The following is a 14,441-nucleotide window of genomic DNA, read 5'->3' on the forward strand; positions in this document are numbered from 1 at the left end:
TCGAGCAAAGACGACGTAGACGGCGACGCTGACCACGCTCCGTGAGAGACTTCCCGCATGGGAGACACTGCCACGCTGGTGTTATTGCGTCATGGCGAGAGCGAATGGAATGCTCTCAATCTCTTCACCGGCTGGGTGGACGTCGGGCTGACCGACAAGGGCCGTGCCGAGGCGGTGCGCGGCGGTGAGCTCTTGGCCGAGCAAAGTCTGCTGCCGGACGTCCTCTACACGTCGTTGCTGCGCCGTGCCATCAGCACCGCGCACTTGGCGCTGGACGCCGCCGACCGGTTGTGGCTTCCGGTGCACCGCAGTTGGCGGCTCAACGAACGGCACTACGGGGCGCTGCAGGGTCTGGACAAGGCGGAGACCAAGGAGCGGTACGGCGAAGAGCAGTTCATGGCCTGGCGGCGCAGCTACGACACGCCGCCGCCGCCCATCGAGAAGGGCGGCAAGTTCAGCCAGGATGCCGATCCGCGATATGCGAACATCGGCGGCGGGCCGCTCACCGAATGCCTGGCTGACGTGGTGGCGCGGTTCCTGCCTTACTACACCGACGTCATCGTTCCCGACCTCATGACCGGCAAGACGGTACTGATCGTCGCGCACGGGAACTCCCTGCGCGCATTGGTCAAGTACCTGGACCGGATGTCCGACGACGACGTCGTCGGCCTGAACATCCCGACCGGCATTCCGCTGCGCTACGACCTGGACGCTGACCTGCGCCCGGTGGTGGCGGGCGGCACTTACCTGGATCCCGAGGCCGCCGCCGCCGGTGCCGCAGCCGTAGCCAGCCAGGGCGCGGCGAAACCCTGATTCACGAGCGAACTCATTCCGGGAAAGGGCGTTTTGCTGAACATCGAGTTAACGCGAGCAGAATATGTATGGCGAAGCGTGTGACTTGTCCGATTTTGGCCTCGCTCCGCTAGGGCAGCGTTCACCCGATTTGTAGGATTTTGGGTGTGACTGTGTTCTCGGCACTGTTGCTGGCCGGGGTCTTGTCCGGGCTGGCACTGGCCGTAGGTGTGGCGGCCGGACTGCGGCTGTCGGGGCGGGCCGGGCAGGGGCGACGGCGAGCGACCACCGAGTGGACCGGTATCACCGTCGCGCAGATGCTGCAACGAATTGTGGCCTTGATGCCGCTGGGCGCAGCTGTCGTGGATACCCATCGCGACGTCGTCTACCTCAACGAGCGCGCCAGAGAACTCGGTCTGGTTCGCGATCGGCAGCTGGACGATGCCGCGTGGACGGCCGCCCAGCGCGCGTTGAGCGGCGAGGACGTCGAATTCGACCTGGCGCCGGTCAAACGGCCCGGCGGCAGGTCCGGATTGTCGGTACACGGGCATGCTCGGTTACTGAGCGACGAAGACCGGCGGTTCGCCGTGGTTTTCGTGCATGACCAGTCTGACTACGCACGTATGGAGGCGACGAGGCGTGATTTCGTGGCCAACGTCAGCCACGAACTCAAGACCCCGGTCGGCGCGATGACCCTGCTCGCCGAGGCCCTGCTGGCGTCCGCCGATGACACCGAGACGGTCCGCCGCTTCGCCGAAAAGGTGCTGATCGAGGCCAACCGATTGGGCGACATGGTTGCCGAGTTGATCGAGCTTTCCCGCTTGCAGGGCGCCGAGCGGTTGTCCAACGTGACCGCCGTTGACGTCGACACCGTCGTGTCGGAGGCGATCTCGCGCCACCGGGTGGCGGCCGAGAACGCGGCTATCGACATCCGCACCGATGCCCCCAGCGGGCTGCAGGTGCTGGGCGACCAGACGCTGCTGGTGACCGCGCTGGCCAACCTCGTCTCCAATGCGATCGCCTACTCGCCGCGCGGATCGCTGGTGTCGATCAGCCGGCGCCGCAGGGGTGACAACATCGAGATAGCGGTCACCGACCGCGGCATCGGAATCGCGCTGGAAGACCAGGAGCGGGTCTTCGAGCGTTTCTTCCGCGGCGACAAGGCGCGCTCGCGCGCCACCGGCGGCAGCGGTCTGGGACTGGCCATCGTGAAGCACGTGGCCGCCAACCACGGCGGCAGCATCGGCGTGTGGAGCAAGCCGGGCACCGGGTCGACGTTCACGTTGTCCATCCCGGCGTTCGGCTCGGCCGCACCGCCGCCGGACGTCGCCGACGAACCTGTGCAATTGCTGGGCCGCGATATCCGGTCCGGGTCACAACGAGAGGAAGAGCTGAGTCTGTGACACGCGTGAACGACGATGCAGTGCTTTGCGATGAGGAGGAGTCACGCAGATGACAACCGTGCTGATTGTGGAAGACGAGGAGTCGTTGGCCGATCCGCTGGCATTCCTGCTGCGCAAGGAAGGCTTCGAGGCCACGGTCGTAACTGACGGTCCCTCGGCGCTGGCAGAGTTCGACCGTGCCGGCGCCGACATCGTGCTGCTCGACCTGATGTTGCCCGGGATGTCGGGAACCGACGTGTGCAAGCAGTTGCGTGCCCGCTCCAGCGTGCCGGTGATCATGGTCACCGCGCGCGACAGCGAGATCGACAAGGTGGTCGGCCTGGAATTGGGCGCCGACGACTACGTGACCAAGCCATATTCGGCGCGCGAGTTGATCGCCCGCATCCGTGCGGTGTTGCGCCGTGGCGGCGACGACGATTCCGAGATCAGCGACGGAGTGCTCGAGTCGGGTCCGGTCCGGATGGACGTCGAGCGACACGTGGTCTCGGTCAACGGCGACGCAATCACGTTGCCGCTCAAGGAATTCGACTTACTGGAATACCTGATGCGCAACAGCGGGCGGGTACTCACCCGGGGTCAGCTGATCGATCGGGTCTGGGGCGCGGACTACGTCGGCGACACCAAGACACTCGACGTCCACGTCAAGCGGTTGCGGTCCAAGATCGAAGCCGATCCGGCCAATCCGGTGCACCTGGTGACGGTGCGCGGGTTGGGCTACAAGCTGGAAGGCTGACCCCGCCGATAGGGCGGATCGGGGGAGCGCGTCAGCACCAACTCGGCGACGTCGGCTCGAACGGGTGTACGGCGCGAGGATCCGACGCAGTCACTCACACGACCGACGCCTAACCGGGGTGCGCAATGACCTCGTCTGCCACCGCGAGTGCCATCGCCATGATCGAGACCTGCGGATTGACCTCCGGGCAGCTGGGCAAGATCGAGGCGTCGGCCACCCACACGCCGTCCACTCCGCGCAGCCGGCCGGTCGCGTCGACCGGGCAGACCCGCTCGTCGGAACCCGCGGCGGCGGTCCCGGTCGGATGAAAGGCTGCCAGGTGCAGGCTGCGAGGGTGGGTGCGCGCCAGCACGTCGCGCAGCTGTTCGGCGGATGTCACCGTTGTGGCACCGGGCAGCCCGGCGAGCACCTCGACCGCACCGGCGGCGAACAGCAACCGTCCGATGGCGTGCAATGCCACCCGCAGCCTGGCGACGTCCCCGGGTGCGATGTCGTAGCGCACCACCGTATCGCCGCGTACCGAATGCACCGAGCCGACGCCCTGGTCGGCAACCATGGCACCGAAGGTGGCGACCTGGGGCGCCCGGTCCAGCCAGCCCAACAGCTCGGCGCCGTAGCCCGGGAATACCATCGATCCCATCCCCGGTGGCGTTGAGGTGGCCTCGATGAGCACGCCGTCGGACTCGTGAAATTCGTGCACGGCCGCGCTCTGCAACACGCCGTGCCATGCGTACACATCCTGCTCGAAGCGCCCGGCCAGGATCGCGGCCGGATGCAGAGCGAGGTTGCGGCCGAGCCGCGGATGCCGGCCAATACCACTGCGCCGCAACAGCACCGGCGTTTCGGTTGCGCCGGCCGCGATGATGACCCGGTCGGCGAGGACGTCGATCGCGGTGCCGTCGGGCCGGCGGGCCCGCACGCCGCAGGCCCGACCGCTCTCGACCAGCACCCGTTGCGCGCGCGCTTCGGAGATGATGCGCGCTCCGGCCGCGCACGCCTGCGGCAGCGCATTGAGGTGCACCCCGAATTTGGCGTTGTGCGGGCAGCCGATCGCGCACTGGCAACAGCCGTCGCACCCCGGTGCGTTGCGCGGGATGGGCGCCGCCTGCCAGCCCAGCGAACGGGCGGCTTCGAGTAGCAGATTTCCGTTGCGGCCCATCACATTCAGCGGGACCGGCGCGACCTGCAGGGTGCGCTCGACCTCGTCGAGGTGGGTGCGCAACCGGTCGGGGCCGGCCAAGGCCAGCCCGAACTCGTCGCGCCAGCGCCGCTGCACGGCCTCCGGCGGGCGAAAACAGGTGCCCGAATTCACGACCGTGGTGCCACCGACCGCTCGGCCCATGGGCAGCACCACCGGTGGGCGGCCCAGGGCGACGGTGGCCCCGGCGCCCCGGTAGAGACCGGCGTAGCGGTCGATCGGATGGCTGCTGCGAAACTCCTCGACCGTCCAGCGCCGCCCCTCCTCGAGGACGACGGTGGTCAGACCGGCGCGGGCCAGGGTTCGGGCCGCCATCGCGCCGCCGGCGCCGGAACCCACGATCACCACGTCGGCGGTGACCACCGACGGGCTGTCGGCTGATCGGGTGACGTCCAAGGCCGCATCCGGCCGCGCCACCGGGTCGTCCTGGGCGCGCGAAAGTAGTTCGGCGGCATAGGTATCGGCGCCGTTGGCCAACAACCCGATCACCTTCATGCCCTCGACGGCCGCGCCCGCTTCGGCGTTCAGCATCGCGATGCGGTGCAGTAACTGTTCGCGCTCCCCAGGGTCAAGCCTGTTCAGTGACCGGCCCGTGGTCAGGTAGCTGGCCGCCGCCAGGGAGAGCAACCCGGCTCGCACTGCGAGCCGTGAACTGGCGGGCATCCGGGACAGGTACCGGTCCACACGGTCGGCGAACTCCGTGGCCGTCGGTCCCCCGTGCTTCTGCGGCAGCAGCGCGGTGCCGAACGAGGCTATGGAGGAGCGGCCGACGCGATCGGTCAGCCGGCTCATGAGCGCGCGGCGGCGGCCCGTCGCCCGAGCGCTCGACCGAGTTTGAGGAAGAACGGATAGGTGGCGAAGATACCTCCGGCCGCGGCGTGCGCCGGCCAGTCCAGCTGGTCGGTGTTCAGGCTGAAAGCGCCGCTGTTCCACATGAAGTCGCGTCCGTTACGTGCGCGGAACGGACGCCACAGGAAACCCAGTCCGGGGACGTTGTTGTAGAGGCCGAACGATCCGGCGAAAAAGATGCCGAGGACCGCCGCTTCGAGGGCGTCGCGGCGCTGCGGGGGTAACCGTCGCTCGATGAGCACCCCGGACGCGAACAGCAACGGCGGGTCGAGGGCAAAACTCATGACGGGATCCTTTCGTTGACGGGCGGGGCCTGCTCTCCGCGCAGGCCGACTTCGGCATGGCCGGTGCCTTTTACCGACCACCGGCGGTCGCCAAGCTCGATGTGGACGTCGGCCTGCTCAGTGTTGGTGCACACGCACGTCTGGCCATCGGGGTCGGTGTATTGCAGGCTTACGCACCGCTCCGGGGGCTGATCGACCCGGATCAGCACGTCCCGCCGGCCGATGCGCCCTTCCATCTGCCAGTGCTGCAGATCAAGTGTGGTCCGCATCCGCAGGGACGGCAAAATGGTTGCGGGCCAGTCTTTTCCGTCGATCCGGAAGCGAATGAAAGCCAGCGGGGCCAGCCGGTTGAGCCCGGGTTTGTGCGACACGGCGGTGACGGCTTCCAGCACGTCGCCGTCACCGAGGTCGGCGTGGATCCATCCCCAGCGCTTGGCGTTGCCATGGCCGTAGATGTGGGCGACGTTGCCGCGCCACCCGTCGACGGGCTGATGGGCGCCGTCGATGGTCAACGAACCGCTGAACTCGGCGGCCGGGGCGAGCACCACCTGGGCGCCGGGTAGCACCTCGCGTTCCCATACAACGCGGGGAAACGTCCACAGCGGCGCTGAGGTGTCCTTCCAGGACAGGTCCCAGGCCAGTGTTCCCGCACGCCCGCTCAGGTGTTCGGGCTCCACCCGGGCACCGGCGGCCTGAAACCAGGCTGTGCCCGTCGCGGGCTGGACGGGTTCGGGTCCGAAGCGTTCGGTGCGAGGCGGGTCCCGCGGCGGGAACCAGGTCGCCCAGCCGTGGGCGTAGGGGGTGTCGGCCGTCGGCGCCACCGTCTCGCAGTGCAGCCACACCCCGGCGCGCGTCACCGGATCCGACAACGTGGCGTACCAAACCTCCAGGCGTCCCCGGGCACCTCGCCAGCGCGGAATTGCCGCTGAACGCGTCTCGTCGTCCATGTTGTTACCTCCGCGGGCCACGTCAGAGTTGTGCCGTCCTATCGGCCACCATACTATTGGTTGAGCCAATGAACCAATCCATCCCAATACCCCCGCCAGATCGCCAGCGCATCGACGAACAGATCGCGGCCTCCCTGGCCGACGCCATCCTGGACGGCGTCTTCGCGCCGGGGTCTACGCTTCCGCCCGAGCGGGAGCTTGCCGAGCAGCTGGGCGTCAACCGGACCTCATTGCGCCAGGGGCTGGCCCGGCTACAGCAGATGGGTCTGATCGAGACCCGGCAGGGCAGCGGCAACGTGGTGCGCGATCCCGAAGGCCTGACCCACCCGGCGGTGGTGGAGGCTCTGGTGCGCAAGCTGGGCCCGGAGTTCCTGGTCGAGCTGCTGGAGATCCGGGCGGCACTGGGCCCGGTGATCGGCCGGCTGGCCGCCGAGCGCGGCACCGGCGAGGATGCCGCCGCCTTGGCAGCTGCGCTGGCCGCGGTCGGGCAGGCGGACACGGCCGCCGCGCGGCAAGCCGCCGACCTCGCCTACTTCCATGTCCTGATACACAGCACGCGAAATCGTGCCCTGGGTTTGCTGTACCGCTGGGTCGAACATGCCTTCGGAGGCCGCGAACACGAACTCACCCGCGCCTACGACGACCCGGAACCCGTCATCGCCGACCTGCAGGACATCACCGAGGCGGTGGCCGCGCACGACCCGGCCCGGGCCGCCGGAGCCGTCGAGGCCTACCTGAACGCCAGCGCGCTGCGGATGGTTATCGCCTACACCGGCTTTGTGCAGGACGGCGGCTAGGCTACTGCGCCGCGCGCATCGCCGGATGGACGGCGACGAGTCCTAATTGACTGCGGCGCTTGCACATTGCGGCCAACTCCGCGTACGCCTTAGCGCCGAGCAGCTCGGTGAGCTCGTCGGCGAGGCTCTCCCACACCTGCTGGGCGCCGACATGGGCGGCGGGATCGCCGGTGCAGTACCAATGCAGATCGGCGCCACCGGAACCCCAGCCACGGCGGTCATACTCGGTGAGGGTGGTCTTGAGAATCTCGCTGCCGTCGGGCCGGGTCACCCACTCCTGGCTGCGCCGGATCGGCAACTGCCAGCACACGTCGGGTTTCATCGTCAGCGGCGGTACCCCGAGCCTGAGGGCTTTGCTGTGCAGCGCGCATCCGACCCCGCCGGCAAATCCGGGCCGGTTCAGGAAGACACACGCGTTCTTGTGCTTGCGGGTGCGGTACTGCGGTTCGCCGTCGTTCTCGTCGAGCTCCAGATAGCCTTTGCGGCCGAGTCCCTTGTCGCGGAACTGCCAGTCGTCGTCGGTGAGTTTCTTGACCGCGTCGTCCAACCGCGCGCGGTCGTCGTCGTCGGACAGGAACGCGCCGTGCGAGCAGCAGCCGTCGTCCGGGCGGCCTGCCACGGTGCCCTGACACGCCGGGGTGCCGAACACGCAGGTCCATCGGGACAGCAACCACGTCATGTCGGCCGCGATCAGATGTTCGGAATTGTCGGGGTCGTAGAACTCCACCCATTCGCGGGTGAAATCCAGATCGACCTCTTGTCCGGGCCGCGAGTTCGCCACGCATGCAACGTTAGTCCACGAGTTCGGCCGCCCCCGGCTCCGTTGGACGGCTGTGGGCGGGTGTCGCCGCTACCGGGTCGCGATACCAGCGCAGCGTCAGCCCGGCTAGTTTGAATCCGTGCGATTGGGCGTGTTGGACGTGGGCAGTAACACCGTCCACTTGTTGGTGGTCGATGCACACCGCGGTGGGCATCCGACGCCGATGAGTTCCACCAAGGCCACCCTGCGTCTGGCCGAGGCCACCGACAGTTCCGGCAGGATCACCAAACGCGGCGCCGACAAGCTGGTTTCCACCATCGATGAATTTGCCAAGATCGGCGTCAGCTCGGGCTGCGCCGAGTTGATGGCGTTTGCCACCTCCGCGGTCCGCGACGCCGAGAATTCCGATGACGTGCTGGCCCGGGTGCGCAAGGAAACCGGCGTCGAGTTGCAGGTCCTGCGCGGGGTTGACGAGTCGCGGCTGACCTTTCTGGCGGTGCGCCGCTGGTTCGGCTGGAGTGCTGGGCGCATCGTCAACCTCGACATCGGCGGCGGCTCACTCGAGGTGTCCAGCGGCGTGGACGAGGACCCGGAGGTCGCCCTGTCGTTGCCGTTGGGCGCGGGACGGCTGACCCGGGAATGGTTGCCGGAGGATCCGCCCGGCCGGCGCCGAGTGGCGATGCTGCGCGACTGGCTGGACGCCGAGCTGGCTGATACGAGCGCGACGGTTCTGGACGCCGGCGTACCTGACCTCGCGGTGGCAACGTCGAAGACGTTCCGCTCGCTGGCACGGCTGACCGGAGCCGCGCCGTCGGCGGCCGGGCCCCGGGTGAAACGGACGCTGACAGCAAACGGCCTCAGACAACTCATATCATTCATCTCTAGGATGACGACCGCTGACCGGGCAGAACTGGAAGGAGTCAGCGCCGATCGGGCACCGCAGATCGTCGCGGGTGCTCTGGTGGCGGAGGCGAGCATGCGAGCGTTGTCGCTAGAACAGGTGGATATCTGCCCGTGGGCGCTACGGGAGGGTCTCATCTTGCGCAAACTCGACTCCGAAGCCGACGGAACCGCACTGGTGGAGACGTCGGTGCGCGATGCTGGACGTCAGTTGGTTGATCGGAACGCGCCCACCCGATCGAGAGGCAGCAAACCATGACCGAAGCAGACTCCGAGGACACCAAGCAGATATCGGTGGCCGAACTGCTGGCCAGAAACGGGACCATCGGCGCCCCTGCGGTCACTCGCCGGCGCCGCCGGCGCCGCGGCGACGACTCGGTCACCGTCGCCGAACTGACCGGCGAGATCCCCGTCATCCGCGAAGACCGTCCGGCCCCGGCCCCGCCGCCGCCTCGCCGGGAGGTCCCGGCCGCCGAGCCGGCGCCCGCCACAGCGCCCGAGCCCGTCTCCGAGCAGACGGCCGAACCGGCTGCCGACGCGGCCCCGACGTCCACGCCTAGCCCCGCCTACTGGTCGGAGCCGGAGCCGCGCTGGCCCAAATCAGATCCGATCACCAGACGCAGAACGGGTCCCGAGCGCAGCGAGTACCCACGGCCCGTGCGTCACCTCGACGATGTCGTCGACGAGCCGCAGTCCGGGGCCGACGAAATGAGTCCGGACCCGGTGGGGCACTACACCGACGCCTCGGTGGACGTCCTGGACAGCGAGGTGCGTGAGGCGGAATCGGCGGTCGAGGATTCGGCGTACGTGCGCTCCTATCTGCCCGACTCGGACGACGATTCGCAACACACGCTGTTCGGCGGGCAATCCATCGCCGATGAGGTGGCACGCCGGCGCGGCGAGCGGGCGGCGGCCGACCAGGACGAACTCGAGTCCGATCGGCAGGCGCGGCCCCGCGGTTCGCGGGGCACCCTGGCGGCACCGCCCCGCGGTTCGCGGGGCACCCTGGCGGCACTGGGCCGCGCCGCCCTGACGGTGCTGCAATCGATCCTGGCCGTGGCGTTCGGCGGCGGGTTGTTCATCGCCTTCGACCAGCTATGGCGATGGAACTCCATTGTGGCGCTGGTGCTGTCGGTATTGGTGATCCTCGGTCTGGTGGTCGGTGTCCGGGTGGTCCGCAAAACCGAGGACATCGCCAGCACGTTGATCGCGGTCGCGGTGGGAGCGCTGATCACCCTCGGACCGATGGCCTTGTTGCAGACGGGTTAGGCGTCCCGGACACACAGTGCGCCCAGCAATCAAAGTTGGCTTGTCCACGGCCTCGGTATACCCCCTGCGGACCGAGGCCGCGTTCGAGTACGCGGCCAGGCTCGGCTACGACGGCGTCGAGTTGATGGTGTGGGGCGAATCGGTCAGCCAGGACATCGATGCCATCGGCCGGCTGTCGCGTCGGTACAGCGTGCCGGTGCTGTCGGTACACGCGCCCTGTCTGCTGATCTCGCAGCGGGTATGGGGCGCCAACCCGATCGTGAAATTGGACCGCAGCGTGCGCGCCGCCGAACAGCTGGGTGCTCAGACCGTCGTTGTGCACCCACCCTTCCGGTGGCAACGGCGCTACGCCGAGGGATTCGGCGAGCAGATCAAGGCTCTCGAAGAATCCAGCAGCGTCGTGGTGGCCGTGGAGAACATGTTCCCTTTCCGCGCGGACCGGTTTTTCGGTAGCGATCAGAGTCGCGAGCGGATGCGCAGACGGGGCGGCGGTCCCGGTCCGGCGATCTCGGCGTTCGCGCCGTCCTACGACCCACTGGACGGCAATCACGCGCACTACACGCTGGATCTGTCGCACACCTCCACCGCGGGCACCGACTCGCTGGACATGGCGCGCCGGATGGGCTCGGGATTGAGCCATCTGCATCTGTGTGACGGCAGCGGTCTGCCCGCCGATGAGCACCTGGTGCCCGGCCGGGGCACGCAACCGACGGCCGAGGTATGCAACATGTTGGCCGGGAGCGACTTCACCGGCCACGTGGTGTTGGAAGTGTCCACCTCGGGTGCACGATCGGCCGCGGAGCGCGAAGCCATGCTGGTCGAGTCGTTGCAGTTCGCCCGCACCCACCTACTGCGCTGACATGAGCGCGTTGTTCACCGCGGCGATGGCGCTGCGCGAAGACGACTCGGATGACCCGGCGCGCCGAGTCTTTCACGGCGCACTCGACGACCACTGGACGATCGGCCCCAAGGTGCACGGCGGGGTCATGGTTGCGCTGTGCGCCCAAGCGGCGCGCACGGCGTTCGGCGGGGACAACCAGCACCCGGTGGCGGTGTCGGTCAACTTCCTGGCGGCGCCCGATCCGGGCCCGGTGCGCCTGGTGACGGCGATTCGCAAGCGCGGGCGCCGGATCAGCGTGGCCGATGTCGAGCTGGTTCAGGGCGAGCGCACCGCGGTGCACGCCGTGGTGACATTGGGCGAACCCGAGCACCACCTTCCGGGCGAGAGCCGGCCGCTGCTGTCGGCGAATCCGGTGCTGGACCTGATGCCACCCGACCCACCCGACGATGTGGCGCCGATCGGACCGGGCCACCGGTTGGCCGGGATGGTGCATCTGGGCGCCGGATGTGACATCCGTCCCATCCTGTCGACGATGGAGCCTTCCGGGGACGGGCGACCGCCGCTGATGCAGATGTGGGCGCGACCGCGCGATGTGAGTCCTGACGCATTGTTCGCGCTCATGTGCGGCGACCTGTCCGCGCCCGTCACGTTTGCCGTGGACCGCACCGGTTGGGCCCCCACAGTTCAGCTCACCGCCCTGCTCCGGTCCCTGCCCGCCGATGGTTGGCTACGCATCGTGGCCACCTGCGTCGAGATCGGGCACGACTGGTTCGACGAGGACCACATCGTCGTCGACCGGTTGGGCCGGTTGGTGGTGCAGGCCCGGCAACTCGCGATGGTGCCTGCCCGGTAGTCGAATTGCACCCTCTGCGATGCTTTCCGGCATGGCAAGAATCGCGATCATCGGCGGCGGAAGCATCGGTGAGGCACTGCTGTCAGGCCTGTTGCGGGCGGGGCGGCAGGTCAAGGACCTGGTGGTGGCCGAACGGATGCCGGACCGGGCCAAGTACCTGTCGAACACCTACGGCGTGCTGGTGGTCACCTCGGTCAAGGACGCCGCCGAGACCGCGACGTTCGTGGTGGTGGCGGTCAAGCCGGCCGACGTCGAAGCGGTGATCGAGGACCTTGCGGGCGCGGCCGCAGGCGCTGAGCACGACAGCGCCGAGCAGGTGTTCGTCACGGTGGCGGCGGGCGTCACCCTCACCTACTTCGAGTCCAAGCTCCCGGCGGGAACGCCGGTGGTGCGGGCGATGCCCAACGCGGCGGCGCTGGTCGGAGCCGGGGTGACGGCGCTGGCCAGGGGGCGGTTCGTCACCCCTGGGCAGCTCGAGGAGGTTTCCGCGCTGTTCGACGCGGTGGGTGGCGTCCTTGCAGTGCCCGAGCAGCACCTCGACGCGGTGACCGCCGTGTCGGGCTCGGGTCCGGCATATTTCTTCCTGTTGGTCGAGGCCTTGGTGGACGCCGGCGTCGCGGTGGGCTTGAGCCGGCAGGTGGCCACTGATCTGGCGGCCCAGACCATGGCCGGGTCGGCGGCGATGCTGCTGGAGCGCATGGACGAAGAGCGCCGGCCGGCCGACGGCGAGTCGAGCGGCCTGCGAGTGGACACCTCGCCGGCACAGCTGCGAGCGTCCGTCACCTCGCCCGGCGGCACAACCGCGGCCGGGCTGCGCGCGCTTGAACGGGAAGGTTTCCGGTCGGCCGTCGACGCGGCGGTTCAAGCCGCCAAAAGCCGCTCTGAGCAGCTGAGAATTACATCGGAATAATTCAAGAAATTTGGACTGATTGTCTCTCACCAGTACCAGTAACCCCACTAGTCCCGCTATTCTCGTCTTGTATGCCTGTGTGGGTGCCAACGGAGGGGAAGCCGCTGGCATTGCGTGGGCCTGACACGATTGGGTAGCGATGACGTCTACGAATGGGCCGTCGGCACGGGATTCTGCAGGTAAAGCGGCACGCGATGCCGGTTCGGCCGACGCGGCGCAGTCCCGGACACAATTCCTCACCGTCGCGGAGGTCGCGGCGCTGATGAGGGTGTCCAAGATGACGGTGTACCGGCTGGTGCATAACGGAGAGCTGCCCGCGGTTCGGGTCGGACGTTCGTTCCGCGTTCACGCCAAGGCGGTTCACGACATGCTGGAGACCTCGTACTTCGACGCCGGCTAGGCCGTCACCGGTGCGCCACCTCACGTGCCGCGCCGGCGTCGCCCAGCCCTGTGCATCCGCAGCGGAAATGTGAGTCTGCCTCTGCACATTTTTCCGCTCGGTGAGACGCCGTGAGCTCGGGCGTTCTGCCGTTTGGTGTTGCGGGCCCACGGTTCGGTAAGGTGGCGGGGTCCTTTTGTGGCCTCTGACGGCCGGTGAGATAGCGGAGTTTATGGGTTCAGTAATCAAGAAGCGGCGTAAGCGCATGTCGAAGAAGAAGCACCGCAAGCTGCTACGTCGCACCCGGGTGCAGCGCAGAAAACTCGGTAAGTAAGTTCTGCCGGCACGTGCGGTCACCCGTCCGTAACACCGTTGCGCCCGGTCGTCGCTAGGCTGTCACGGTGGATTCGTCGAACGGCCACGACGGTGGGGGGACCACCGGAAGTGACACGGTGCACTACCCGAAAGTGGTGCTGGTCACCGGTGCCTGCCGATTTCTGGGCGGCTACCTGACCGCTCGTCTCGTGCAGAACCCGCTGATCAACCGCGTGATCGCGGTGGACGCGATCGCGCCCAGCAAGGATATGCTGCGTCGCATGGGCCGGGCGGATTTCGTCCGCGCCGATATCAGGAACCCCTTCATCGCGAAGGTCATTCGCAACGGCGACGTCGACACCGTGGTGCACGCCGCCGCCGCGTCGTACGCGCCGCGTTCCGGTGGCACCTCGGCGCTCAAGGAACTCAACGTGATGGGTGCGATGCAGTTGTTTGCCGCCTGTCAGAAAGCGCCGTCGGTCCGGCGGGTCGTGCTCAAGTCGACCTCAGAGGTATACGGGTCAAGCCCGCACGATCCGGTGATGTTCACCGAGGACAGCAGCAGTCGCCGCCCCTTCCGCGAGGGGTTCGCCAAGGACAGCCTCGACATCGAGGGGTACGTGCGGGGGCTGGGCCGGCGCCGGCCCGACATCGCGGTGACCATCCTGCGGTTGGCCAACATGATCGGCCCGGCGATGGACACCACGCTGTCGCGGTACCTGGCGGGGCCTTTGGTGCCAACGATGTTCGGCCGCGATGCCCGTCTGCAGCTGCTGCACGAGCAGGACGCGCTGGGCGCGCTGGAGCGTGCGGCCATGGCCGGCAGGGCCGGTACCTTCAACATCGGCGCCGACGGCATCATCATGTTGTCCCAGGCGATCCGTCGGGCTGGCCGAATTCCGTTGCCAGTTCCCGGATTTGGAGTGTGGGCGCTCGATTCGCTGCGACGTGCCAACCGGTACAACGAAATAAGTCGCGATCAGTTCGCTTATCTGTGTTACGGCCGCGTGATGGACACCACCAGAATGCGGTCAGAGCTCGGTTACCAGCCGAAATGGTCGACGGCAGAAGCGTTCGACGACTACCTGCGCGGCCGGGGCTTGACTCCCATAATCGACCCGCATCGGGTACGCTCCTGGGAGGGTCGTGCCATAGCTTTGGCGCAGCGCTGGGGTAGTCGAAATCCCATTCCATGGTCGGGGTCTTAGATA

General features: G+C 67.8%; 16 protein-coding genes. 12 read left to right on the plus strand and 4 right to left on the minus strand.

Annotated features, from left to right (window positions below; genetic code table 11):
• Positions 1-57 precede the first annotated feature (57 nt).
• The 3 genes from ACX9NE_RS08355 to regX all read left to right on the plus strand — a co-directional run bounded on the left by ACX9NE_RS08355 (position 58) and on the right by regX (position 2,928).
• Positions 58-813: a phosphoglyceromutase gene (locus tag ACX9NE_RS08355; RefSeq protein WP_459361219.1), complete on the plus strand. Its 756-nt coding sequence runs from the start codon at positions 58-60 to the stop codon at positions 811-813.
• Positions 814-959: 146 nt separating this feature from the next.
• A complete protein-coding gene (locus tag ACX9NE_RS08360; protein ID WP_459361220.1) occupies positions 960-2,195 on the plus strand; it encodes a sensor histidine kinase in 1,236 nt (411 codons plus the stop codon).
• Between the two features lie 49 nt (positions 2,196-2,244).
• On the plus strand, positions 2,245-2,928 hold the full coding sequence (regX, locus tag ACX9NE_RS08365) for a two-component sensory transduction protein RegX (RefSeq protein WP_459361221.1): 684 nt from the start codon (positions 2,245-2,247) through the stop codon (positions 2,926-2,928).
• A gap of 109 nt (positions 2,929-3,037) precedes the next feature.
• On the opposite strand, the gene ACX9NE_RS08370 is transcribed toward regX, so the two are convergent.
• Genes ACX9NE_RS08370 through ACX9NE_RS08380 form a run of 3 tightly spaced genes read right to left on the minus strand, consistent with a single transcriptional unit; the run spans position 3,038 to position 6,206 of the window.
• On the minus strand, positions 3,038-4,918 hold the full coding sequence (locus tag ACX9NE_RS08370; protein WP_459361222.1) for a GMC family oxidoreductase N-terminal domain-containing protein: 1,881 nt from the start codon (positions 4,916-4,918) through the stop codon (positions 3,038-3,040).
• Positions 4,915-5,259 carry a hypothetical protein gene (locus ACX9NE_RS08375; protein ID WP_459361223.1) on the minus strand — a complete coding sequence of 115 codons (345 nt, stop codon included), beginning with the start codon at positions 5,257-5,259 and terminating at the stop codon, positions 4,915-4,917. The genes ACX9NE_RS08370 and ACX9NE_RS08375 overlap by 4 nt, the downstream gene beginning before the upstream one ends.
• Positions 5,256-6,206 (minus strand): hypothetical protein, encoded by a 951-nt coding sequence (locus ACX9NE_RS08380; RefSeq protein WP_459361224.1) that lies wholly within the window; start codon positions 6,204-6,206, stop codon positions 5,256-5,258. The genes ACX9NE_RS08375 and ACX9NE_RS08380 overlap by 4 nt, the downstream gene beginning before the upstream one ends.
• Before the next feature lie 68 nt (positions 6,207-6,274).
• On the opposite strand from ACX9NE_RS08380, the gene ACX9NE_RS08385 reads away from it, so the two are divergent.
• Positions 6,275-7,003, plus strand: coding sequence for a FadR/GntR family transcriptional regulator (locus ACX9NE_RS08385; RefSeq protein WP_459361225.1), 729 nt, complete (start codon positions 6,275-6,277; stop codon positions 7,001-7,003).
• Between the two features lies 1 nt (position 7,004).
• Here ACX9NE_RS08385 and ACX9NE_RS08390 read toward each other — a convergent pair whose 3' ends face one another.
• Entirely contained in the window at positions 7,005-7,784 is a 780-nt protein-coding gene (locus ACX9NE_RS08390; protein ID WP_459361226.1) for a hypothetical protein, read from the minus strand.
• Positions 7,785-7,902: 118 nt separating this feature from the next.
• On the opposite strand from ACX9NE_RS08390, the gene ACX9NE_RS08395 reads away from it, so the two are divergent.
• The 8 genes from ACX9NE_RS08395 to ACX9NE_RS08430 all read left to right on the plus strand — a co-directional run bounded on the left by ACX9NE_RS08395 (position 7,903) and on the right by ACX9NE_RS08430 (position 14,438).
• Positions 7,903-8,922, plus strand: a complete 1,020-nt coding sequence (locus ACX9NE_RS08395; protein ID WP_459361227.1) for a Ppx/GppA family phosphatase — start codon at positions 7,903-7,905, stop codon at positions 8,920-8,922.
• A complete protein-coding gene (locus ACX9NE_RS08400; protein ID WP_459361228.1) occupies positions 8,919-9,932 on the plus strand; it encodes a hypothetical protein in 1,014 nt (337 codons plus the stop codon). Before ACX9NE_RS08395 ends, ACX9NE_RS08400 begins: the two co-directional genes overlap by 4 nt.
• 16 nt (positions 9,933-9,948) lie before the next feature.
• Positions 9,949-10,791, plus strand: a complete 843-nt coding sequence (locus ACX9NE_RS08405; RefSeq protein WP_459361229.1) for a sugar phosphate isomerase/epimerase family protein — start codon at positions 9,949-9,951, stop codon at positions 10,789-10,791.
• A gap of 1 nt (position 10,792) precedes the next feature.
• Complete coding sequence (locus ACX9NE_RS08410; protein ID WP_459361230.1) at positions 10,793-11,626, plus strand: thioesterase family protein; 834 nt, start codon at positions 10,793-10,795, stop codon at positions 11,624-11,626.
• Positions 11,627-11,657: 31 nt separating this feature from the next.
• On the plus strand, positions 11,658-12,536 hold the full coding sequence (gene proC, locus ACX9NE_RS08415) for a pyrroline-5-carboxylate reductase (protein ID WP_459361231.1): 879 nt from the start codon (positions 11,658-11,660) through the stop codon (positions 12,534-12,536).
• 139 nt (positions 12,537-12,675) lie between these two features.
• Entirely contained in the window at positions 12,676-12,936 is a 261-nt protein-coding gene (locus tag ACX9NE_RS08420; RefSeq protein ID WP_459361232.1) for a cell division/environmental response transcriptional regulator, read from the plus strand.
• A gap of 211 nt (positions 12,937-13,147) precedes the next feature.
• Complete coding sequence (locus tag ACX9NE_RS08425) at positions 13,148-13,249, plus strand: 30S ribosomal protein bS22 (protein ID WP_003402602.1); 102 nt, start codon at positions 13,148-13,150, stop codon at positions 13,247-13,249.
• A gap of 67 nt (positions 13,250-13,316) precedes the next feature.
• Complete coding sequence (locus ACX9NE_RS08430; protein WP_459361233.1) at positions 13,317-14,438, plus strand: SDR family oxidoreductase; 1,122 nt, start codon at positions 13,317-13,319, stop codon at positions 14,436-14,438.
• Positions 14,439-14,441: the final 3 nt, after the last annotated feature.

Source organism: Mycobacterium sp. ML4, assembly GCF_054515735.1.